Here is a 20,176-nt window from a genome sequence, read left to right as displayed (position 1 = left end):
GCATAGTACCGGAAAGCACAATTTTTAGCATTAACTAAAACGGCTCTGAGCGGCAACCGCCTCGCATTCAGGGTGTTTATTGCTATTTATTCTTTTATTTCATAAGGTTATTTAATCGGTTTTATCGCTAAGCATGACAACCAAAACAGGTTAGTCCATTTGGTTATTTATTATTTCCATCCCTTCTTTAATTGTTATTATCCTCGCCGTTAACCTTATCTTCAGTTTGGATTTATTCGCTTAAAGTCCGCTTGGCTACTGGAACATAACGACGCATGACAACACAGGCCCCACCTTCAAATTTGCTTCCCCTGAACCCGGAGCAACTGGCGCGCCTTCAGGCTGCCACCTCTGATTTTTCTCCCACTCAGCTTGCCTGGGTCTCCGGTTATTTCTGGGGAATGCTCAATCAGCAGCCTGGCGCTGTGGCGGGTGCTCCGGCCACGGCCGTTGAAATTCCGGCCATTACCCTCATTTCCGCCTCGCAGACGGGCAATGCCCGCCGCGTGGCCGAAGCGCTACGCGACGACCTGCTGGCCGCGAAACTGAACGTGAACCTGGTCAACGCCGGGGATTACAAATTTAAGCAAATCGCGTCGGAAAAACTGCTGGTGGTGGTTGCCTCTACGCAGGGTGAAGGTGAACCCGCTGAAGAAGCGGTGGCGCTGCATAAGTTCCTGTTCTCGAAAAAAGCGCCGAAGCTGGATGGCACGGCGTTTGCCGTCTTTGGCCTGGGCGATACTTCCTATGAATTCTTCTGCCAGTCCGGCAAAGACTTCGACAGCAAGCTGGCGGAGCTGGGCGCGGAGCGCCTGCTGGACCGCGTTGACGCGGATGTCGAATACCAGGCCGCCGCCGCCGAATGGCGCGCCCGCATCGTTGAGGTGCTAAAAGCGCGCGTGCCGAAAGAGACGTCGACGCAGGCCGCGTTCACCGCGACGGGTGCTGTTAACGACATCCACACCAGCCCGTACACCAAAGAGGCGCCGCTGACGGCGAGCCTGTCGGTGAACCAGAAAATTACCGGCCGCGATTCAGAAAAAGATGTGCGCCATATCGAAATCGATCTGGGCGACTCGGGCCTGCGCTATCAGCCTGGCGATGCGTTGGGCGTCTGGTATCAGAACGATCCGGCGCTGGTGAAAGAGCTGGTTGAGCTGCTGTGGCTGAAAGGCGACGAACCTGTCACCGTTGACGGTAAAACGCAGCCGCTTTCTGAAGCGTTGCAGTGGCATTTTGAGCTGACGGTGAACACCCCGAATATCGTCGAAAATTATGCCACGTTGACGCGCAGCGAATCCCTGCTGCCGCTGGTGGGCGACAAGGCGAAGCTGCAGCATTACGCCGCGACGACGCCGATTGTCGATATGGTGCGCTTCTCTCCGGCTCAGCTGGATGCCGATGCGCTGATCGGTCTGCTGCGTCCGCTCACTCCGCGCCTGTACTCCATCGCCTCTTCCCAGGCTGAAGTGGAGAGTGAAGTGCATATTACCGTCGGCGTGGTGCGTTACGATATCGAAGGCCGCGCCCGCACGGGTGGGGCATCAGGCTTCCTAGCGGATCGCGTGGAAGAAGAGGGCGAAGTGCGCGTCTTTATCGAGCACAACGATAACTTCCGCCTGCCGGCAAACCCGGAAACGCCGGTCATTATGATTGGTCCGGGCACCGGCATTGCGCCGTTCCGCGCCTTCATGCAGCAGCGCGCGGCAGACGGCGCGCCGGGTAAAAACTGGCTTTTCTTTGGCAATCCGCACTTTACCGAAGATTTCCTCTACCAGGTTGAGTGGCAGCGCTATGTGAAAGAAGGCGTACTGACCCGCATCGATCTGGCCTGGTCCCGCGACCAGAAAGAAAAAGTATACGTACAAGACAAACTGCGCGAACAGGGCGCAGAGCTGTGGCGCTGGATCAATGACGGTGCCCACATTTATGTCTGCGGCGACGCCAATCGCATGGCGAAAGACGTTGAGCAGACTTTGCTGGAAGTGATTGCCGAATTCGGCGGTATGGATGCCGAAGCGGCGGACGAATTTTTAAGTGAGCTGCGCGTTGAGCGCCGTTATCAGCGAGATGTCTACTAATGAGCGAAAAACATCCAGGGCCACTGGTGGTCGAAGGTAAACTGACAGACGCCGAGCGCATGAAGCTGGAAAGCAACTATCTGCGTGGCACCATTGCTGAAGATCTGAATGACGGTCTCACCGGCGGTTTCAAAGGCGACAACTTCCTGCTGATCCGTTTCCACGGCATGTACCAGCAGGACGACCGCGACATCCGCGCCGAGCGTGCAGAGCAGAAGCTGGAGCCGCGTCACGCGATGCTGCTGCGCTGCCGTCTGCCGGGCGGGGTGATTACCACCAAACAGTGGCAGGCGATCGACAAGTTTGCCGGTGAAAACACGATCTACGGCAGCATCCGTCTGACCAACCGTCAGACCTTCCAGTTCCACGGCATTCTGAAGAAGAACGTCAAGCCGGTGCACCAGATGCTGCACTCCGTTGGGCTGGACGCGCTGGCGACCGCCAACGACATGAACCGTAACGTGCTCTGCACCTCGAATCCGTATGAGTCCGAGCTGCACGCCGAAGCGTACGAGTGGGCGAAGAAGATCTCCGAGCACCTGCTGCCGCGCACGCGCGCCTATGCAGAGATCTGGCTCGATCAGGAAAAAGTCGCCACCACCGACGAAGAGCCGATCCTCGGTCAGACCTACCTGCCGCGTAAGTTTAAAACTACGGTGGTGATCCCGCCGCAGAACGATATCGACCTGCACGCCAACGACATGAACTTCGTGGCGATTGCCGAAAACGGCAAGCTGGTGGGCTTTAACCTGCTGGTGGGCGGCGGCCTGTCCATCGAACACGGTAACAAGAAAACCTACGCCCGTACCGCCAGCGAGTTCGGCTTCCTGCCGCTGGAGCATACGCTGGCCGTGGCGGAAGCGGTGGTGACGACCCAGCGCGACTGGGGTAACCGTACCGACCGTAAAAACGCGAAAACCAAATACACCCTGGAGCGCGTGGGCGTGGAGACGTTCAAAGCGGAAGTGGAGCGTCGCGCGGGCATCAAGTTTGAGCCGATCCGCCCTTATGAATTCACCGGTCGCGGCGATCGCATTGGCTGGGTGAAGGGTATCGACAATAAATGGCACCTGACGCTGTTTATCGAAAACGGCCGTATTCTGGATTATCCGGGGCGTCCGCTGAAAACCGGTCTGCTGGAAATTGCGAAGATCCACAAGGGCGAGTTCCGCATTACGGCTAACCAGAACCTGATCATTGCCGGTGTGCCGGAAAGCCAGAAGGCGAAGATCGAGAAGCTGGCGCGCGAACATGGGTTGATGGATGCGGTGAAGCCGCAGCGCGAAAACTCAATGGCCTGCGTGTCGTTCCCGACCTGTCCGCTGGCGATGGCGGAAGCGGAACGTTTCCTGCCGTCGTTTACCGATAAAGTGGAAGCGATTCTGGAAAAACACGGCATTCCGGACGAGCATATTGTTATGCGCGTCACCGGGTGTCCGAACGGCTGCGGTCGCGCGATGCTGGCCGAGCTCGGACTGGTGGGGAAAGCGCCGGGTCGTTACAACCTGCACCTGGGCGGTAACCGTATCGGTACGCGCATTCCGCGTATGTTCCGCGAGAACATCACCGAGCCGGAAATTCTTGATTCCATCGACGAGCTTGTCGGGCGCTGGGCGAAAGAGCGCGAAGCGGGTGAAGGCTTCGGCGACTTTACGGTGCGTGCGGGCATCATTCGCCCGGTGCTCGATCCCGCCAGGGATTTCTGGGAGTAAACACGAGAGGTAATTATGTCCGTACTCGATCTAAACGCCCTTAATGACCTGCCAAAAGTCGAACGCATTCTGGCGCTGGCAGAAACCAATGCCCATCTTGAAAAGCTGGACGCCGAAGGGCGCGTGGCGTGGGCGCTGGAAAACCTGCCGGGAGAGTATGTGCTCTCGTCGAGCTTTGGTATTCAGGCGGCGGTCAGTCTGCATCTGGTGAATCAGATCCGTCCGGACATTCCGGTGATCCTCACCGATACCGGCTACCTGTTCCCGGAAACCTACCAATTTATTGACGAGCTGACGGACAAGCTCGGGCTGAACCTCAAAGTTTACCGCGCGACGGAGAGCGCGGCCTGGCAGGAGGCGCGCTACGGCAAGCTGTGGGAGCAGGGCGTGGAGGGCATTGAGAAGTACAATGAGATTAACAAAGTTGAGCCGATGAACCGGGCGCTGAAAGAGCTTAATGCGCAGACGTGGTTTGCGGGTCTGCGCCGCGAGCAGTCCGGTAGCCGGGCAACCTTACCGGTGCTGGCGGTGCAGCGCGGGGTCTTTAAAGTGCTGCCGATTATCGACTGGGATAACCGGACGGTGTATCAGTATCTGCAAAAGCACGGGCTGAAATACCATCCGCTGTGGGACCAGGGCTATCTGTCGGTGGGCGATACCCACACCACGCGTAAGTGGGAACCGGGAATGGCGGAAGAAGAGACGCGATTCTTCGGGCTGAAGCGCGAGTGCGGGTTGCACGAAGGGTGATAACCTTTTTGCCCGGTGGCGCTGCGCTTACCGGGCCTACAAAGGCTCGTTCCCTATGTAGGCCCGGTAAGGCGTAGCCGCCACCGGGCTTAACGGCCTCAGGCTTTCCCCGCTTTCGCCAGCTCTTTTACCAGCGGCAGCATCACCTTCACCACATCACGACTGCGGTGCTCAATCCGCTGCGGCAGCGCGCGATCGATGTGCTGCTGATTGTCCAGCATCACGTTGTGCCAGCTCGTCCCGTCCGGGAAGGCCTTCGATTTAGCCCGCTGCTGGTAGCCATCTTTTTTGCCCAGCGCCCAGTTTGTCGCTTCCACGTACAGCACCGGAATGCCCGCCTTATCGAACACTTCCCCGTCGTTGCAGCAGCCTGTGCCTCGCGGATAATCCGGGTTACCGCCAGGGTTGCTGGTGGCATAAACACCATGGCTGCGGGCTATCGCCAGGGCCCGGTCGCGCGTCAGTTTCCGCACGGTACCCGGCGTACTCTGCCCGCTATTGAAATAGAGCTTGTCGCCGACGATCAGGTTGTCGAGGTTAATCACCAGCAGTGTATTTTTCTTCTCCTCAGCGGTCATGCGCTTAAGGAGATTCTCAGCGCCGAGTTTGCCCTCTTCTTCACCGCTGGTGGCAACAAAACGAATGCCATATTGGGTGGGAATATCTTTCATCCGCTCGGCCAGTTCGAGCATCACGCCGAGGCCTGCGGCATTGTCGTCCATGCCCTGCAGCGTCAGCCCGCCAAGATTATTATCCGTATCGGCGTCACTCATCGGGGCGTAGGTATCGAGGTGCGCCATAATAATAATTTGCTCTTTTGCGGTGCCTTCGTGGGCCGCAATCACCGTACTGCCGGTCACGTTATGCCAGTTTTTCGTTTTATTTCGTGAGGTATAGACGTAGCGGCTGTGAAACGACCGGATATCGCTCTGATAACCCATGTCGGCAAACTGCTGGCGAAGATAGTCTGCGGAGAGCATTTCCGCAGGCGATCCGGTCATGCGCCCGGGGAAAACGGTGGCAATATGCCGCGCCTGCATATTGGCGATTTCACCATAAGGTTGGTTTTTTGCCTGAGCGGGAAGAATAAAGCAAACGCCGAGCGCCAGGGCAGCAATACGGTGGCGCGTTGCGGAAAACATAGTGAGTCCTTAAAAACAGAGCAAAATAGTCACCCGCCTAGTATGAAACTGTGATCGTCCATACACAATTTGAATTGCTCTTAAATGCCCGAAATATCGCGTGTTAAGCACTTTTTGGTATTAGCATTTTCATCGCGTTATTCCATTGAGTAACTACTCATTCCAATTCGTAATTTCATTCGGTCTAAGCCGCCCCCTATAGTCCCTCTATTCCTCGTTGTTAGTGAGTTGTTGCTTGTGGACTATCTGCCCTTATTTGCTGCGATTAAAGAGAAACCGGTGCTGGTTGTTGGCACGGGTGAAATCGCCGATCGCAAAATTGCGTTTCTGCAGCGCGCAGGGGCGCAGGTGCAGGTCGTTGCAGAGGCAGATTTTCACGAGTCACAAATCGATAGCGTCGTGCTGGTGATTGCGGCGACCGAAGATCGTGACCTCAACCGGCGGATCTCCGACGCCGCTCAGGCCCGTTACCGCCTGGTGAACGTGGTAGACGACCAGCCTTTATGCTCGTTTATTTTCCCGTCGATCGTTGACCGCTCGCCGCTGCTGGTGGCGATCTCCTCCGGCGGGACCGCACCGGTGCTGGCACGCGTGCTGCGGGAAAAAATCGAAGCGCTGCTACCGACCAGCCTCGGGCGGATGGCTGAGAAAGCCAGTTACTGGCGCAACCATCTGAAAACGCGCCTGACCAGCGTGACGGAACGCCGTCGCTTCTGGGAGCGCGTGTTTCGCGGCCGCTTTGCCAGCCTGATGCATGCCGGTAATGAGACAGCGGCGCAGAAAATTCTTGAAGACGAACTGGATAACCCCGGCAGCACCGGCGGGGAGATCATTCTGGTGGGCGCGGGGCCGGGCGATGCCGGGCTTCTGACGCTGCGCGGCCTGCAGGTGCTGCAGGACGCGGACGTGGTGTTCTACGACCATCTGGTCACCGACGGCGTGCGCGAGCTGATCCGTCGCGACGCGGAGCAAATCTGCGTGGGTAAACGGGCAGGCGAGCACTCTGTGCCGCAGCACGACACCAACCAGATGCTGGTTGACGCCGCCAAAGCGGGCAAAACCGTGGTGCGCCTGAAGGGGGGCGATCCGTTTATCTTCGGTCGCGGCGGCGAAGAGCTGCAGGCGGCGGCCGAAGCGGGCATACCGTTCCAGGTGGTGCCCGGCATCACGGCGGCCTCTGCGGTGACGGCTTACGCCGGTATCCCGTTGACCCACCGCGATTACGCCCAGAGCGTCACCTTTGTGACCGGCCACTATAAGGCGGACAGCACGCCGTTTGACTGGTCGCATCTCGCCCAGAGCCGCCAGACGCTGGCGATATACATGGGCACGATGAAGGCGGCGGACATCAGTGAACAGCTTATTCAGCACGGCCGCGAGGCGACGACGCCCGTTGCCGTCATTTCTCGCGGCACGCGCGTCGATCAGCACGTTGCGACGGGCACCCTGGAACATCTTGCAACCCTGGCGAAAGACGCCCCTATGCCCGCCCTGATCGTGGTGGGGGAAGTGGTGCAGCTGCACAGCACGCTCGCCTGGTTTCAGCACACAACCGATACAGAAGGCTTTGGTTCTTCTGTTGTAAATTTGGCTTAAGGAACGGTTATGGACCAAAAACGTCTTACACACCTGCGGCAGCTCGAAGCGGAAAGTATCCATATCATCCGCGAAGTGGCCGCCGAGTTTTCTAACCCGGTGATGATGTACTCCATCGGTAAAGATTCCAGCGTCATGCTGCATCTGGCGCGTAAAGCGTTTTATCCAGGTACGCTGCCGTTCCCGCTGCTGCACGTGGATACCGGCTGGAAATTCCGCGAGATGTACGAGTTCCGCGATCGTACCGCGAAAGCCTACGGCTGCGAGCTGCTGGTGCATAAAAACCCGGAAGGGGTAGCGATGGGCATTAACCCGTTCGTCCACGGCAGCGCCAAACACACCGATATCATGAAGACCGAAGGGTTGAAGCAGGCGCTGAACAAATACGGTTTTGATGCGGCCTTCGGCGGTGCGCGCCGTGACGAAGAGAAATCCCGCGCTAAAGAGCGTATCTACTCCTTCCGCGACCGCTTCCACCGCTGGGACCCTAAAAACCAGCGTCCGGAGCTGTGGCACAACTACAACGGCCAGATTAACAAGGGCGAAAGCATCCGCGTCTTCCCGCTCTCCAACTGGACCGAGCTGGATATCTGGCAGTACATCTATCTGGAAAACATCGAGATCGTTCCGCTGTACCTGGCCGCCGAGCGCCCGGTGCTGGAGCGCGACGGCATGCTGATGATGATCGACGACGATCGCATCGACCTGCAGCCGGGCGAAGTCATCAAAAAACAGATGGTCCGTTTCCGCACCCTCGGCTGCTGGCCGCTGACCGGCGCGGTGGAGTCCAGTGCGCAGACGCTGCCGGAGATCATCGAAGAGATGCTGGTGTCGACCACCAGCGAGCGACAGGGGCGCGTGATTGACCGCGACCAGGCAGGCTCCATGGAGCTGAAGAAACGTCAGGGTTATTTCTAAGGAGCCGCCATGAACACCACTATTGCTCAACAAATTGCCAAAGAAGGCGGTGTGGAAGCGTATCTGCATGCGCAACAACACAAAAGCCTGCTGCGTTTTCTGACCTGCGGCAGCGTGGATGACGGGAAAAGTACCCTGATTGGCCGCCTGCTGCACGATACGCGCCAGATTTATGAAGATCAGCTCTCTTCCCTGCATAATGACAGTAAGCGTCACGGTACCCAGGGTGAAAAGCTGGATCTGGCGCTGCTGGTGGATGGCCTGCAGGCGGAGCGCGAGCAGGGCATCACCATCGATGTGGCCTACCGCTATTTCTCTACCGAGAAGCGCAAATTTATTATCGCCGACACCCCGGGGCACGAACAGTACACCCGCAATATGGCGACCGGCGCGTCGACCTGCGACCTGGCGATCCTGCTGATCGACGCGCGTAAAGGCGTGCTGGATCAGACCCGTCGCCACAGCTTTATCTCCACGCTGCTGGGGATCAAACACCTGGTGGTGGCGGTCAACAAGATGGATCTGGTGAACTTCAGCGAAGAGAAGTTCGAGGAGATCCGCCAGAGCTATCTGACCTTTGCCGAACAGCTGCCGGGCAACCTGGATATCCGCTTTGTGCCGCTCTCGGCGCTGGAAGGGGATAACGTCGCCTCCCAGAGCGCGAACATGCCGTGGTACAGCGGCCCGACGCTGCTGGAAGTGCTGGAAACGGTTGAAATCCAGCGCGTGGTCGACACCCAGCCGATGCGCTTCCCGGTGCAGTACGTCAACCGTCCAAACCTCGACTTCCGCGGTTTCTCCGGCACCCTTGCGTCAGGCTCCGTGAAGGTCGGTCAGCGCGTTAAGGTGCTGCCATCCGGCGTGGAATCGACCATCGCCCGTATCGTCACCTTCGACGGTGACCTGCAGGACGCGGGCGCCGGTGAAGCGGTTACGCTGGTGCTGAAAGACGAGATTGATATCAGCCGGGGCGATCTGCTGGTGGATGCCCAGGAAACCCTGGCCGCCGTACAGGGGGCTTCCGTGGACGTGGTGTGGATGGCGGAGCAACCGCTGACGCCGGGCCAAAGCTACGACATCAAAATTGCCGGCAAGAAGACCCGCGCCCGCGTGGACGGTATTCAGTTCCAGGTGGACATCAACAATCTGACCCAGCGCGAAGTTACCGAGCTGCCGCTGAACGGTATTGGTCTGGTCGATCTGACCTTCGACGAACCGCTGGTGCTGGATCCGTATCAGCAGAACCCGGTGACGGGCGGGCTTATCTTTATCGACAGGCTGACCAACGTTACCGTCGGTGCCGGTATGGTACGCGAACCGATTAAACAGGCTGCTGTGGCCTCTGAATTCAGCGCCTTTGAGCTGGAACTGAACGCGCTGGTGCGTAAACACTTCCCGCACTGGGGCGCGCGCGATCTGCTGGGAGGCAAGTAATGGCTGCCCATGATGAGAACGTCGTCTGGCATCCTCATCCGGTCACCGTCGCCCAGCGCGAACAGCTCCACGGTCACCGTGGGGTTGTGCTGTGGTTTACCGGGCTGTCCGGCTCGGGTAAATCGACGGTGGCGGGCGCGCTGGAAGAGGCATTGCATCAGCAGGGCGTAAGCACGTACCTGCTGGATGGCGACAACGTGCGCCATGGCCTGTGCAGCGATTTAGGGTTCAGCGACGACGACCGCAAAGAGAACATCCGCCGGGTCGGGGAAGTCGCCAGCCTGATGGCCGACGCCGGGCTGGTGGTGCTGACCGCGTTTATATCTCCCCACCGCGCCGAGCGCCAGATGGTGCGCGAACGCGTCGGTCATGATCGCTTTATTGAAGTGTTTGTGGATACGCCGCTGGAGGTTTGCGAAGCGCGCGACCCGAAAGGGCTGTACAAAAAAGCGCGTGCCGGGGAGCTGCGCAACTTCACCGGAATTGACGCGGTCTACGAAGCGCCTGAATCGCCTGAAATTCACCTGGAGGGTCAACAATTGGTAACAAATTTAGTAAGCCAATTATTAGACCTGCTCAGACGGGACGATATTATCAGATCCTGAGACGGTATCGTTCGGGAGCTGTCTTCCCGAACGATGAGTCACGGTCACAGGACTAGCTATGCGCAACAGTGAACATTACATTACCACTACCGGGTCGGAGCCGCTTGCGACCGACGACGAAACGACCTGGTCATTTCCTGGGGCCATCATTGGCTTCGTCTCATGGTTGCTGGCGCTGGGTATCCCGTTTCTTATCTACGGCGGCAACACGCTGTTCTTCTTTCTCTACACCTGGCCTTTCTTTCTGGCGCTGATGCCCGTGGCGGTTGTCGTCGGCATTGCGCTGCACTCGCTGCTCAATGGCAAGCTGCTCTACAGTACCGTGGTCACGATTGTGACGGTGGTTCTGATGTTTGGTCTGTTATTTTTGTGGCTCATGGGCTAACTTCAGCCATAATTCAAACCGTAACCAACTGTGTAACGATATTGAGCAGGACGATTCTGCGGAAAAAATGTGGTACATTTGCCCGCGATGTTGCGGCATCTCTGTTACCCCGGCGTAGTGCTCTGGGGAAGTCTTGGGATGATGATGCCGTTTTTCAGGGGGCAGGATGGGTAAACTAACGCTGCTGTTGCTGGCTTTGCTAATCTGGCTGCAATATTCGCTGTGGTTCGGTAAGAACGGACTGCACGACTATAGCCGGGTGAGCGATGACGTCGCGGCTCAGCAGGCAACAAACGCCAAACTTAAGGCGCGAAACGATCAACTCTTCGCTGAAATTGATGACCTCAATGGCGGGCAAGAGGCGATTGAGGAACGCGCACGCAATGAACTCAGTATGACTAAGCCGGGCGAAACCTTTTATCGTCTGGTTCCGGATGCGTCTAAACGCAATCAGGGCTCAGCACAAAACAATCGATAATCAGGCCCAGGATTACGACATGGCAGTAACTTTTTCGGACGTATGCGCCGTGGTGCCGGCCGCAGGTTTTGGCCGGCGCATGCAGACAGAATGTCCCAAGCAATACCTCTCTATTGGCGATAAAACGATCCTCGAGCACGCCGTGGCGGCGCTGCTGGCGCACCCGCGGGTGACGCGGGTGATCATCGCTATCAGCCCGGGCGATGCGCGCTTCGCGCAGCTACCGCTGGCAAATCATCCACAGATTACCGTTGTCGATGGCGGTGCCGAGCGCGCCGATTCCGTGCTGGCAGGCATTCAGGCTGCCGATAACGCGCCGTGGGTGCTGGTGCATGACGCGGCGCGTCCGTGCCTGCATCAGGACGATCTCGCTCGCCTGCTGGCGTTGAGCGAAACCAGCAAAGTGGGTGGCATTCTGGCCGCCCCCGTGCGCGACACCATGAAGCGTGCCGAGCCGGGCAAACGGGCTATCGCCCACACCGTCGATCGCGTCGATCTATGGCACGCGCTGACGCCGCAATTTTTCCCCCGCGAATTACTCCATGACTGCTTAACGCGCGCGCTTAACGAAGGTGCGACCATTACGGACGAAGCCTCTGCGCTGGAGTACTGCGGTTTCCACCCAACGCTTGTTGAAGGACGTGCTGATAATATTAAAGTGACGCGTCCGGAAGATTTACAGCTCGCGGAATTTTATCTTACCCGTTTGACCCATCAGGAGAAGGCATAATGCGAATTGGACACGGTTTTGATGTACACGCCTTTGGCGGCGAAGGCCCAATTATCATTGGCGGCGTGCGCATTCCTTATGAAAAAGGGCTGCTGGCGCATTCTGATGGCGACGTGGCGCTGCATGCGCTGACCGACGCGCTGTTGGGCGCGGCCGCACTGGGTGATATCGGCAAGCTGTTCCCGGACACCGACCCGGCGTTTAAAGGGGCAGACAGCCGTGAACTGCTGCGCGAAGCGTGGCGCCGCATCCAGGCGAAAGGCTACACCCTTGGCAACGTCGACGTGACGATTATCGCCCAGGCCCCGAAAATGCTGCCGCACATTCCGCAGATGCGCGTGTTTATCGCAGAAGATCTGGGCTGTCATATGGACGACGTGAACGTCAAAGCGACGACGACCGAGAAGCTGGGCTTCACCGGGCGTGGCGAAGGGATTGCCTGTGAAGCCGTGGCGCTGCTGGTGAAGGCGAGCAAATGACAGACTTCGACAACCTGACATATCTGCACGGCAAACCGCAGGGGAACGGGGTACTGAAAGCCAGCCCCGAAGATTTCCTCGTGGTCGAGGATCTGGGCTTTGAGCCGGATGGCGAAGGCGAACATATCCTGGTGCGAATTCTGAAAAATGGCTGCAATACCCGCTTTGTGGCCGACGCGCTGGCAAAATTTCTCAAAATTCATGCCCGCGAGGTGAGCTTTGCCGGGCAGAAAGATAAACACGCCGTCACCGAACAGTGGCTCTGCGCGCGCGTTCCCGGCAATACGATGCCTGATTTAAGCAAATTTGAGCTTGAGGGCTGTAAGGTACTGGAATATGCCCGCCACAAGCGCAAACTGCGTCTGGGGGCGTTGAAAGGCAACGCGTTTACGCTGGTGCTGCGCGAAGTGACTGATCGTGAAGACGTTGAAAAACGTCTGAACGCCATCAGTGACCGCGGCGTACCGAACTACTTTGGCGCGCAACGTTTCGGCATTGGCGGCAGCAACCTGCAGGGCGCACTGCGCTGGGCGCAAAGCGACGCGCCGGTGCGGGACAGGAATAAACGCAGTTTTTGGTTGTCGGCGGCCCGCAGTGCGTTGTTTAATCAGATTGTGAGCGAAAGGCTGAAAAAACCGGACGCGAATCAAGTTGTTGTTGGCGATGCGCTACAATTAGCGGGACGCGGAAGCTGGTTTGTGGCAACGGCCGAAGAGATGGCCGATGTCCAGTCGCGCGTGGACGCAAAAGGGCTGCTGATCACCGCAGCGTTGCCCGGTACGGGCGACTGGGGAACACAGGGCGACGCGCTGGCCGCCGAGCAGTCAGCCGTGGCGGATGCGCCAGAATTGCAGTCCTTGCTGGTGCGGGAAAAAGTCGACGCGGCACGCCGCGCGATGCTGCTCTATCCGCAGCAGTTAAGCTGGAACTGGTGGGATGACGTGACCGTCGAGTTACGCTTCTGGCTGCCGGCAGGCAGCTTTGCCACCAGTGTTGTCAGGGAACTTATCAACACCTCGGGTGATTATGCGAATATTGCTGAGTAACGATGACGGGATCCACGCGCCAGGCATTCAGACCCTGGCGAAACACCTCCGCGAGTTTGCGGATGTGCAGGTCGTGGCACCCGATCGTAACCGCAGTGGAGCGTCTAACTCGCTGACGCTGGAGTCGTCGCTTCGCACCTTTACCTTTGAAAATGGCGATATTGCCGTACAGATGGGCACGCCAACCGACTGTGTTTTTCTGGGCGTGAACGCGCTGATGCGGCCGCGTCCGGATATCGTCGTCTCCGGCATTAACGCCGGGCCTAACCTCGGCGATGACGTGATTTACTCCGGCACCGTGGCAGCCGCAATGGAAGGACGTCACCTGGGGTTCCCGGCGCTGGCGGTCTCGTTGAACGGCTACACGCACTACGACACCGCCGCCGCGGTGACCTGTTCGATCCTGCGGGCGCTCGGCCGCGAGCCGTTGCGTACCGGACGCATCCTCAACATCAACGTGCCGGATCTTCCTCTTGATGAAATTAAAGGCATCCGCGTCACCCGTTGCGGGAGTCGACATCCTGCCGATCAGGTGATCCCGCAGCAGGATCCGCGCGGCAACACGCTTTACTGGATCGGCCCTCCCGGCGATAAGTGCGATGCGGGTCCGGATACCGACTTTGCCGCCGTGGAGGAAGGCTATGTTTCGGTTACCCCGCTGCACGTAGATTTAACCGCGTATAGCGCGCATGATGTGGTGTCGGGCTGGCTGGATCGCGCAGGAGTGAACGCGCAATGGTAAACAAACGTGTACAAACTCTTCTGGAACAACTACGCGCGCAGGGGATCCGCGACGAGCACGTGCTTGAAGCGCTCGCCCTGGTTCCGCGTGAGAAATTTGTAGACGAGGCGTTTGAACACAAAGCGTGGGAAAACGTGGCGCTGCCCATCGGGCAGGGCCAGACGATTTCGCAGCCTTACATGGTGGCTCGCATGACGGAGCTGCTGGAGCTGACGCCCGACTCCCGCGTGCTGGAGATTGGCACCGGGTCGGGGTATCAGACCGCGATCCTGGCGCATCTGGTGCATCATGTTTGCTCCGTTGAGCGGATCAAAGGTTTACAGTGGCAGGCGCGTCGTCGCCTGAAACAACTTGATTTACATAATGTTTCGACACGACACGGTGATGGATGGCAGGGTTGGAAGGCTCGTGCCCCGTTTGACGCGATCATCGTGACGGCGGCCCCGCCTGAAATTCCAGCAGCCCTGTTGTCGCAGCTGGACGAGGGGGGCATTCTGGTTCTGCCGGTCGGGGACGAGCAGCAGCTGTTGAAGCGCGTTCGTCGGCGCGGCGGCGAGTTTATTATCGACACCGTGGAAGCCGTGCGCTTTGTGCCTCTGGTGAAGGGGGAGTTGGCCTGAGACTCGGAATTATCCAGGGTTATTAAGGCAAATTCAGCGTATGGTGTGGCGCGAAAGATTCGTGCCATCACGGTAAATTTTAAGTCACTGGTAGTTAACACATTCCTGGGGGATAAATGAGCGCGGGAAGCCCTAAATTCACCATCAGCCGTGTTGCGGCATTATCACTGGTTTCGCTCTGGCTGGCAGGCTGTACAAGTTCTAACAACGCGCCTGCGCCCGTCAGTTCCGTCGGCGGAAACAGCGGCTCCGGTAACACGTCCAGCGGAATGTTAATCACGCCGCCACCTAAAATGGGAACTGCTGCGCCGCAGCAAACACCACAAATTCAGCCTGTGCAACATCCTGTTACACAGCCAATGCAGGTTCAGCCAGTTGAACAGCCTGTTCAGACCCAAAATGGCCGCATAGTCTATAACCGCCAGTATGGGAACATTCCGAAAGGCAGCTACACCGGTGGCAGCACCTATACCGTGAAACGCGGCGATACGCTGTTCTACATTGCGTGGATCACCGGGAACGATTTCCGTGACCTCGCGCAGCGCAATAACGTCCAGGCCCCATACGGTCTGGAAGTCGGGCAAACGCTCCAGGTGGGCAACGCGACGGGTACGCCGCTTACGCCTGGCAACACGGTTTCAGCGGCCGATGTGACGGCTCAAAATAACAGCGTTAAGCCTGCACAAAAATCCACCACGGTGGTTGCTTCACAACCTGTAATTACGTATTCTGAGGATTCAGGTGATCAGACTGCTAACAAAATGTTGCCGAATAATAAAGGGACTGCGACTGCTGTCACAGCACCGGTTACGGCACCTGTGGTTAGCTCTACTGAACCGACTGCCAGCAGTATGACCTCCAGTTCGCCGATTTCTGCATGGCGCTGGCCGACTGACGGCAAGGTTATCGAGAACTTCTCTTCCTCCGAAGGGGGAAATAAAGGGATCGATATCGCAGGGAGTAAAGGACAGGCTATCATCGCGACCGCAGATGGACGCGTTGTGTATGCCGGTAACGCTCTGCGCGGTTACGGTAATCTTATTATCATCAAACATAACGATGATTACCTGAGTGCCTACGCCCATAACGACACAATGCTGGTCCGGGAACAACAAGAAGTTAAGGCGGGGCAAAAAATCGCTACCATGGGTAGCACCGGAACCAGTTCTACACGCTTGCATTTTGAAATTCGTTACAAGGGGAAATCCGTAAACCCGCTGCAGTATTTGCCGCAGCGATAATTTGACGGGGCATGCCAGCCAGGGTGTCTCGTTCAGGGATCACGGGTAGGAGCCACCTTATGAGTCAGAATACGCTGAAAGTTCATGATTTAAATGAAGACGCGGAATTTGATGAGAACGGAGTAGAGGCTTTTGACGAAAAAGCCTTAGTAGAAGAGGAACCCAGTGATAACGATTTGGCTGAAGAAGAGCTGTTATCGCAGGGTGCCACACAGCGTGTACTGGACGCGACTCAGCTTTACCTTGGGGAGATTGGTTACTCCCCACTGCTAACGGCCGAAGAAGAAGTCTATTTCGCACGTCGTGCTTTGCGTGGTGATGTTGCCTCGCGTCGTCGCATGATTGAAAGTAACCTGCGACTGGTCGTGAAAATTGCCCGCCGTTACGGCAATCGTGGTCTGGCTCTGCTGGATCTGATTGAAGAGGGCAACTTAGGTCTCATCCGCGCAGTTGAGAAGTTTGACCCGGAACGCGGGTTCCGTTTCTCAACCTACGCGACCTGGTGGATTCGTCAGACCATCGAACGGGCTATTATGAACCAGACCCGTACGATCCGCCTGCCGATCCACATTGTCAAAGAGTTGAACGTCTATCTGCGCACCGCACGCGAGTTGTCCCATAAGCTGGACCACGAGCCAAGCGCAGAAGAAATTGCCGAACAACTCGATAAACCGGTTGATGACGTAAGCCGTATGCTGCGTCTCAACGAGCGCATTACCTCCGTTGACACCCCGCTGGGTGGCGACTCCGAAAAAGCGCTGCTGGACATCCTGGCCGATGAAAAAGATAACGGTCCGGAAGACACCACGCAGGACGATGACATGAAACAGAGCATCGTCAAATGGCTGTTCGAACTGAACGCCAAACAGCGTGAAGTGCTGGCACGTCGTTTCGGTTTACTGGGGTATGAAGCTGCGACACTGGAAGACGTCGGCCGTGAAATTGGCCTGACCCGTGAACGTGTTCGTCAGATTCAGGTTGAAGGTCTGCGCCGCCTGCGTGAAATCCTGCAGGGGCAAGGTCTGAATATCGAAGCGCTGTTCCGCGAATAAGCAACCTTTCGTCAAAAAAGGCCCGTCGTGAGACGGGCCTTTTTCTTTTGTGTTACGGCTATGCCGCCGTCTCGTGCAGCAGACGCCACGTTATGTTGTCGCCTTCCTGACTGAGCACCGCGGTCGACCAGCGCACGTTGACGGGCAGGTCTGGACGGATTTGCGTCTCCCGGTAGTGAAGCACTGCACCCCGTTCGCCGCTTTGGATCGTGGTTAATTCGTCAATGACAATTTTCAGCCCGGGACGGCTTCCGCGCTGTTTTTCCAGAAAACTGGCCAGGCCGCGATAGTCGATCTGCACACCGCCCGGCGGGATCATCAAAAAATCGGGACGGAAACGGGCGAGCAGGGCGTCGGGATCGCCTTCACCTTTGCCTAACCAGTCTTCAAGCGCAATGTGGAGGTCGATAATGTCGTGTTCGAAAGGCGTCATGAATTCTCCTGTCGCAGCGGGTTTAGCACCTGCGTATTGTTAAGACGAAAAACGTACAGTACAGGCAGCAAGGTCATGCCTGCAGCAAAAATAAACATCCCGTGCCAGGCGGCGTGAGGTGTCAGCCACGCCTGCGCCAGGTTCAGCACCTGCGCAAGCAGCAGGGCACCGGCAAAAAAGCTCAGCTGACGATTGAGATTCCACAGCGCGCTGGCATCCGGCATCTCGTCCCGGCGCGTTGTCAGAAACGCGCTGCTCTGAGCCGTACTGCTGCACAGGCTTCCTCCCGCGCCCATCAGGGTAAACGCGACGGCAGGCAACAGTGTTGACGAGCTGACGTCAATCAAAAGCAGAATACCCGCCGCCTGCAACAGGCAGCCGATGACGATCAGCGGTCGGGGGCCGATACGGTTAAAATAACGTCCCGTCGCCGTGATGGCGAGAAACGATGCCACAGACCACGGCAGCATGAGCATTCCCGTTGCGGCTGGGCTCATGTTCGCCTCGTGCTGAAGATAAAACATGCCCGTGACGTTCACCCCAATAAATATGCCGGGGACGCATAAATAGACAAGCATGGAAAAACGCAAAAGCGGGTCCGCGAGCAAGGTCAGGTTTAGCAGTCTGGCCGCGTTCATCGTGGGTTTTTCGTGTTTAAGCCACAGACAGGCCAGAATAAAGGTCACGATAGCCAGCGGGAGCGTGGCGAAAAAGATCCATCGCCAGCCCAGCGTCTGCACCAGCATGCCGCCGACAGCCGGGGAGCAGGCCGGGGCAAGCAACGCAACCAGCATCACCGCTGAGGAGAGTCGGGCCCGCTCGTGCGGCCTGAACTGTTGCCAGGTCAGCGCCTGTCCGACCGGGATCAGTAAGCCTCCTCCTACGCCCTGAAGCACTCGCCAGGCGATCAGACTCTCAAGCGTTGCCGACGTGCCTGCCGCAGCAGAGGCGGCACTGAACAGAAAAAGCGAAAACAGGATGACGCGCTTTGGCCCGATGCGGCGCGTGAGCACGCTGCTGAACGGGATCACCAGCGTCAGACCGGCAATATACCCATTACTGACCCAGGCAAGCGCAGAAGGCGTGGCAGTAAAGGCGTGAGCCATTGCCGGAAAGGCGACGCTGGCAATAAACATGTTGATCAAATCAAGAAAAAAGCCCAGCAGATAGACAACGGCAATTTTGCTGCGATACGTCATGGTGGATCCTCCGGTGAGGTGGCGTATCGTATCGGCTCGGGAATCACGGATAAACCTGACAAAGCGCGATATACTGTCAAAAATATTTTGACAGTATCGGGCGTGACGATGATTAACCTACAGCGGACGCAGATGTTTATCGCAGTGGCCGACACCGGCAGTTTTACGGCGGCTGCCGAGTCGATGGGGCTGACAAAAGCGGTCGTCAGCTTCAATATTCGCCAGCTTGAAGATGAGCTGGGTGTTACGCTGCTGCTGCGCTCTACCCGCCGCCTGACGTTAACCGAGGCGGGCGCGCTGTTTCATCAGCGCAGCGTGGCGCTTCTGAAGGACGCCGAACGGCTGCAGGAAGATATCCGCGCGAACCATGCGGGGCTCACCGGCGAACTGCGGATCACGACTACGCCGGAATATGGCGCCCGGGTCGTGGTGCCGCTGCTGGCCAGGTTTAGCCACCAACACCCGGATCTTCGCGTACGACATGCTTCGTCGTCACTGCATGCTGACCTTATCTCGGAGCGCTTTGACGTGGCCATCCGGCTGGGCATGCTTGTCGATTCGCGCAACCATGCCGCACTGATTTCTCACTTTTCTATTCTCCCCGTCGCAACGCCCGAGTGGCTTGCGCGAAACCCGATCGAATCGCTTGCGCAGCTGGCGCAAGCCGACTGGATCATCCACGAGCGATTAGCCTCGCCGCTGCGCTGGCAGGTGAAAGATGCCCGCGGTGTGCCTGACATGCTGGAGATAAAAAAAGCGCCGCGTTTGTTTGCTGACAGCGCTCAGTCGCTAATGGCTTTTGCGCTCGCAGGCGGTGGCGTGGCGTTACTGCCGGAATGGCTGGTGCGCGATGCGCTTGATGCGGGAACGCTGGTGACGGTTTTACCGGGGTATACTTTTGCGCGGCAGGGCATCTATGCGGTCTATCCTGATGCCCGGCATGTGTCAGCGAAAGTGCGCACCTTTATCGATTTTATGCGCACCAGCGTGAATTAATCGTGCATCATCTTTTTGATGAGAGCCGAGAACTGCTCCCGCTCGGCCTTGTTTAGACGGCCTAAAAAGGCCTCATCAACCTCATTGCCTACCGGCTTACAGTCTGCAAGCAGGGCCTCACCTTCTGGCGTGAGGAACACAAAGCGACGGCGCTTATCCGCAGGGTCGTGCTCGCGTTTGACCAGCCCGCGCGCCTCCATGCGGCTGAGCATTTCCGCCAGGGTCGCTTTCGTGCTGACCGCGACTTCAGTCAATGCCACCTGTTCGATGCCTGGATGCTCGGCAATGGAGCGCATCACCGCATACTGCGGCTTGGTCAGCTCCGGTAATGCATGTTGCCACTGGGCGGTATGCTGTTGAAAAAGCTGACGTAACAGGTGGAACGCCTCTTGTCTTAGTTCCATGAACACTCCGACAGAAAAAATCTCCCTCTATGATAGCCGCTCTTGCTCTGGATTTTAACGCGGCATTTTTTAGCAATTCGTGTGATCGTATGCGAACAATCTTGTCAGGAAATCGATCCGGGAGTAGTTTACT

The 20,176-nt window shown here is 57.6% G+C and carries 21 protein-coding genes; 17 read left to right on the top strand and 4 right to left on the bottom strand.

Annotated features, from left to right (window positions below; translation table 11 throughout):
* Positions 1 to 275: 275 nt before the first annotated feature.
* From cysJ to cysH, 3 genes are read left to right on the top strand one after another with little or no spacing between them, the layout of a single operon-like run.
* The gene (cysJ, locus tag BMW97_RS10415) at positions 276 to 2,081 is read left to right on the top strand and encodes an NADPH-dependent assimilatory sulfite reductase flavoprotein subunit (protein WP_045908482.1); all 1,806 of its coding nucleotides are present in this window, start codon (positions 276 to 278) and stop codon (positions 2,079 to 2,081) included.
* Positions 2,081 to 3,793, top strand: a complete 1,713-nt coding sequence (cysI, locus tag BMW97_RS10410; RefSeq protein WP_008499617.1) for an assimilatory sulfite reductase (NADPH) hemoprotein subunit — start codon at positions 2,081 to 2,083, stop codon at positions 3,791 to 3,793. Before cysJ ends, cysI begins: the two co-directional genes overlap by 1 nt.
* A 15-nt stretch (positions 3,794 to 3,808) precedes the next feature.
* Positions 3,809 to 4,543, top strand: a complete 735-nt coding sequence (gene cysH / locus BMW97_RS10405) for a phosphoadenosine phosphosulfate reductase (RefSeq protein ID WP_045908483.1) — start codon at positions 3,809 to 3,811, stop codon at positions 4,541 to 4,543.
* A 98-nt stretch (positions 4,544 to 4,641) separates the two neighbouring features.
* Here the strand turns inward: cysH and BMW97_RS10400 are convergent, their stop codons facing one another.
* On the bottom strand, positions 4,642 to 5,685 hold the full coding sequence (locus tag BMW97_RS10400; protein WP_045908484.1) for an aminopeptidase: 1,044 nt from the start codon (positions 5,683 to 5,685) through the stop codon (positions 4,642 to 4,644).
* Positions 5,686 to 5,931: 246 nt separating this feature from the next.
* Between BMW97_RS10400 and cysG the strand changes: the two genes are divergently transcribed.
* From cysG to rpoS, 13 genes are all read left to right on the top strand, one after another.
* The gene (cysG, locus tag BMW97_RS10395; RefSeq protein WP_162270769.1) at positions 5,932 to 7,281 is read left to right on the top strand and encodes a siroheme synthase CysG; all 1,350 of its coding nucleotides are present in this window, start codon (positions 5,932 to 5,934) and stop codon (positions 7,279 to 7,281) included.
* Positions 7,282 to 7,290: 9 nt separating this feature from the next.
* On the top strand, positions 7,291 to 8,199 hold the full coding sequence (cysD, locus tag BMW97_RS10390; RefSeq protein WP_006811770.1) for a sulfate adenylyltransferase subunit CysD: 909 nt from the start codon (positions 7,291 to 7,293) through the stop codon (positions 8,197 to 8,199).
* A gap of 9 nt (positions 8,200 to 8,208) precedes the next feature.
* Positions 8,209 to 9,633, top strand: coding sequence for a sulfate adenylyltransferase subunit CysN (gene cysN, locus BMW97_RS10385; RefSeq protein ID WP_032653189.1), 1,425 nt, complete (start codon positions 8,209 to 8,211; stop codon positions 9,631 to 9,633).
* Positions 9,633 to 10,238, top strand: coding sequence for an adenylyl-sulfate kinase (gene cysC, locus BMW97_RS10380; RefSeq protein WP_045908486.1), 606 nt, complete (start codon positions 9,633 to 9,635; stop codon positions 10,236 to 10,238). The genes cysN and cysC overlap by 1 nt, the downstream gene beginning before the upstream one ends.
* 58 nt (positions 10,239 to 10,296) lie before the next feature.
* Entirely contained in the window at positions 10,297 to 10,623 is a 327-nt protein-coding gene (locus tag BMW97_RS10375) for a DUF3561 family protein (RefSeq protein WP_008499610.1), read from the top strand.
* A 166-nt stretch (positions 10,624 to 10,789) separates the two neighbouring features.
* On the top strand, positions 10,790 to 11,101 hold the full coding sequence (ftsB, locus tag BMW97_RS10365) for a cell division protein FtsB (RefSeq protein WP_008499609.1): 312 nt from the start codon (positions 10,790 to 10,792) through the stop codon (positions 11,099 to 11,101).
* Between the two features lie 19 nt (positions 11,102 to 11,120).
* Positions 11,121 to 11,831: a 2-C-methyl-D-erythritol 4-phosphate cytidylyltransferase gene (ispD, locus tag BMW97_RS10360; protein WP_045908487.1), complete on the top strand. Its 711-nt coding sequence runs from the start codon at positions 11,121 to 11,123 to the stop codon at positions 11,829 to 11,831.
* Complete coding sequence (ispF, locus tag BMW97_RS10355) at positions 11,831 to 12,310, top strand: 2-C-methyl-D-erythritol 2,4-cyclodiphosphate synthase (RefSeq protein WP_008499607.1); 480 nt, start codon at positions 11,831 to 11,833, stop codon at positions 12,308 to 12,310. The genes ispD and ispF overlap by 1 nt, the downstream gene beginning before the upstream one ends.
* Positions 12,307 to 13,356 (top strand): tRNA pseudouridine(13) synthase TruD, encoded by a 1,050-nt coding sequence (truD, locus tag BMW97_RS10350; protein WP_045908488.1) that lies wholly within the window; start codon positions 12,307 to 12,309, stop codon positions 13,354 to 13,356. The genes ispF and truD overlap by 4 nt, the downstream gene beginning before the upstream one ends.
* A complete protein-coding gene (surE, locus tag BMW97_RS10345; RefSeq protein ID WP_021241911.1) occupies positions 13,337 to 14,098 on the top strand; it encodes a 5'/3'-nucleotidase SurE in 762 nt (253 codons plus the stop codon). The genes truD and surE overlap by 20 nt, the downstream gene beginning before the upstream one ends.
* Positions 14,092 to 14,718, top strand: a complete 627-nt coding sequence (locus BMW97_RS10340; RefSeq protein ID WP_008499604.1) for a protein-L-isoaspartate(D-aspartate) O-methyltransferase — start codon at positions 14,092 to 14,094, stop codon at positions 14,716 to 14,718. The genes surE and BMW97_RS10340 overlap by 7 nt, the downstream gene beginning before the upstream one ends.
* Positions 14,719 to 14,834: 116 nt before the next feature.
* Positions 14,835 to 15,959, top strand: coding sequence for a murein hydrolase activator NlpD (gene nlpD, locus BMW97_RS10335; protein ID WP_008499601.1), 1,125 nt, complete (start codon positions 14,835 to 14,837; stop codon positions 15,957 to 15,959).
* Positions 15,960 to 16,018: 59 nt separating this feature from the next.
* Positions 16,019 to 17,011, top strand: a complete 993-nt coding sequence (gene rpoS, locus BMW97_RS10330) for an RNA polymerase sigma factor RpoS (protein WP_008499600.1) — start codon at positions 16,019 to 16,021, stop codon at positions 17,009 to 17,011.
* 58 nt (positions 17,012 to 17,069) lie between these two features.
* Here rpoS and BMW97_RS10325 read toward each other — a convergent pair whose 3' ends face one another.
* Complete coding sequence (locus BMW97_RS10325; protein ID WP_045908489.1) at positions 17,070 to 17,444, bottom strand: DUF4440 domain-containing protein; 375 nt, start codon at positions 17,442 to 17,444, stop codon at positions 17,070 to 17,072.
* Entirely contained in the window at positions 17,441 to 18,643 is a 1,203-nt protein-coding gene (locus tag BMW97_RS10320; protein ID WP_045908490.1) for an MFS transporter, read from the bottom strand. The genes BMW97_RS10325 and BMW97_RS10320 overlap by 4 nt, the downstream gene beginning before the upstream one ends.
* 108 nt (positions 18,644 to 18,751) lie before the next feature.
* Between BMW97_RS10320 and BMW97_RS10315 the strand changes: the two genes are divergently transcribed.
* Positions 18,752 to 19,639 (top strand): LysR family transcriptional regulator, encoded by an 888-nt coding sequence (locus BMW97_RS10315; protein ID WP_045908491.1) that lies wholly within the window; start codon positions 18,752 to 18,754, stop codon positions 19,637 to 19,639.
* On the opposite strand, the gene BMW97_RS10310 is transcribed toward BMW97_RS10315, so the two are convergent.
* Complete coding sequence (locus tag BMW97_RS10310) at positions 19,636 to 20,043, bottom strand: MarR family winged helix-turn-helix transcriptional regulator (RefSeq protein WP_023294441.1); 408 nt, start codon at positions 20,041 to 20,043, stop codon at positions 19,636 to 19,638. The genes BMW97_RS10315 and BMW97_RS10310 overlap by 4 nt on opposite strands.
* Positions 20,044 to 20,176: the final 133 nt, after the last annotated feature.

It is taken from the genome of Enterobacter sp. NFIX58, from assembly GCF_900110475.1.
In the GTDB taxonomy this organism is placed as follows: Bacteria; Pseudomonadota; Gammaproteobacteria; order Enterobacterales; family Enterobacteriaceae; genus Enterobacter; species Enterobacter quasiroggenkampii.
Note: the sequence above shows the minus strand (reverse complement) of the source record. Positions and strands in the feature narration are given on the sequence as shown.

What these genes read in the sequence shown, in the direction of transcription:
- cysJ (WP_045908482.1), top strand. Translation starts at nt 276, where the DNA reads ATGACAACACAGGCCCCACCTTCAAATTTGCTTCCCCTGAACCCGGAG.
- cysI (WP_008499617.1), top strand. Translation starts at nt 2,081, where the DNA reads ATGAGCGAAAAACATCCAGGGCCACTGGTGGTCGAAGGTAAACTGACA.
- cysH (WP_045908483.1), top strand. Translation starts at nt 3,809, where the DNA reads ATGTCCGTACTCGATCTAAACGCCCTTAATGACCTGCCAAAAGTCGAA.
- BMW97_RS10400 (WP_045908484.1), bottom strand. Translation starts at nt 5,685, where the DNA reads ATGTTTTCCGCAACGCGCCACCGTATTGCTGCCCTGGCGCTCGGCGTT.
- cysD (WP_006811770.1), top strand. Translation starts at nt 7,291, where the DNA reads ATGGACCAAAAACGTCTTACACACCTGCGGCAGCTCGAAGCGGAAAGT.
- cysN (WP_032653189.1), top strand. Translation starts at nt 8,209, where the DNA reads ATGAACACCACTATTGCTCAACAAATTGCCAAAGAAGGCGGTGTGGAA.
- cysC (WP_045908486.1), top strand. Translation starts at nt 9,633, where the DNA reads ATGGCTGCCCATGATGAGAACGTCGTCTGGCATCCTCATCCGGTCACC.
- BMW97_RS10375 (WP_008499610.1), top strand. Translation starts at nt 10,297, where the DNA reads ATGCGCAACAGTGAACATTACATTACCACTACCGGGTCGGAGCCGCTT.
- ftsB (WP_008499609.1), top strand. Translation starts at nt 10,790, where the DNA reads ATGGGTAAACTAACGCTGCTGTTGCTGGCTTTGCTAATCTGGCTGCAA.
- ispD (WP_045908487.1), top strand. Translation starts at nt 11,121, where the DNA reads ATGGCAGTAACTTTTTCGGACGTATGCGCCGTGGTGCCGGCCGCAGGT.
- ispF (WP_008499607.1), top strand. Translation starts at nt 11,831, where the DNA reads ATGCGAATTGGACACGGTTTTGATGTACACGCCTTTGGCGGCGAAGGC.
- truD (WP_045908488.1), top strand. Translation starts at nt 12,307, where the DNA reads ATGACAGACTTCGACAACCTGACATATCTGCACGGCAAACCGCAGGGG.
- surE (WP_021241911.1), top strand. Translation starts at nt 13,337, where the DNA reads ATGCGAATATTGCTGAGTAACGATGACGGGATCCACGCGCCAGGCATT.
- BMW97_RS10340 (WP_008499604.1), top strand. Translation starts at nt 14,092, where the DNA reads ATGGTAAACAAACGTGTACAAACTCTTCTGGAACAACTACGCGCGCAG.
- nlpD (WP_008499601.1), top strand. Translation starts at nt 14,835, where the DNA reads ATGAGCGCGGGAAGCCCTAAATTCACCATCAGCCGTGTTGCGGCATTA.
- rpoS (WP_008499600.1), top strand. Translation starts at nt 16,019, where the DNA reads ATGAGTCAGAATACGCTGAAAGTTCATGATTTAAATGAAGACGCGGAA.
- BMW97_RS10325 (WP_045908489.1), bottom strand. Translation starts at nt 17,444, where the DNA reads ATGACGCCTTTCGAACACGACATTATCGACCTCCACATTGCGCTTGAA.
- BMW97_RS10320 (WP_045908490.1), bottom strand. Translation starts at nt 18,643, where the DNA reads ATGACGTATCGCAGCAAAATTGCCGTTGTCTATCTGCTGGGCTTTTTT.
- BMW97_RS10315 (WP_045908491.1), top strand. Translation starts at nt 18,752, where the DNA reads ATGATTAACCTACAGCGGACGCAGATGTTTATCGCAGTGGCCGACACC.
- BMW97_RS10310 (WP_023294441.1), bottom strand. Translation starts at nt 20,043, where the DNA reads ATGGAACTAAGACAAGAGGCGTTCCACCTGTTACGTCAGCTTTTTCAA.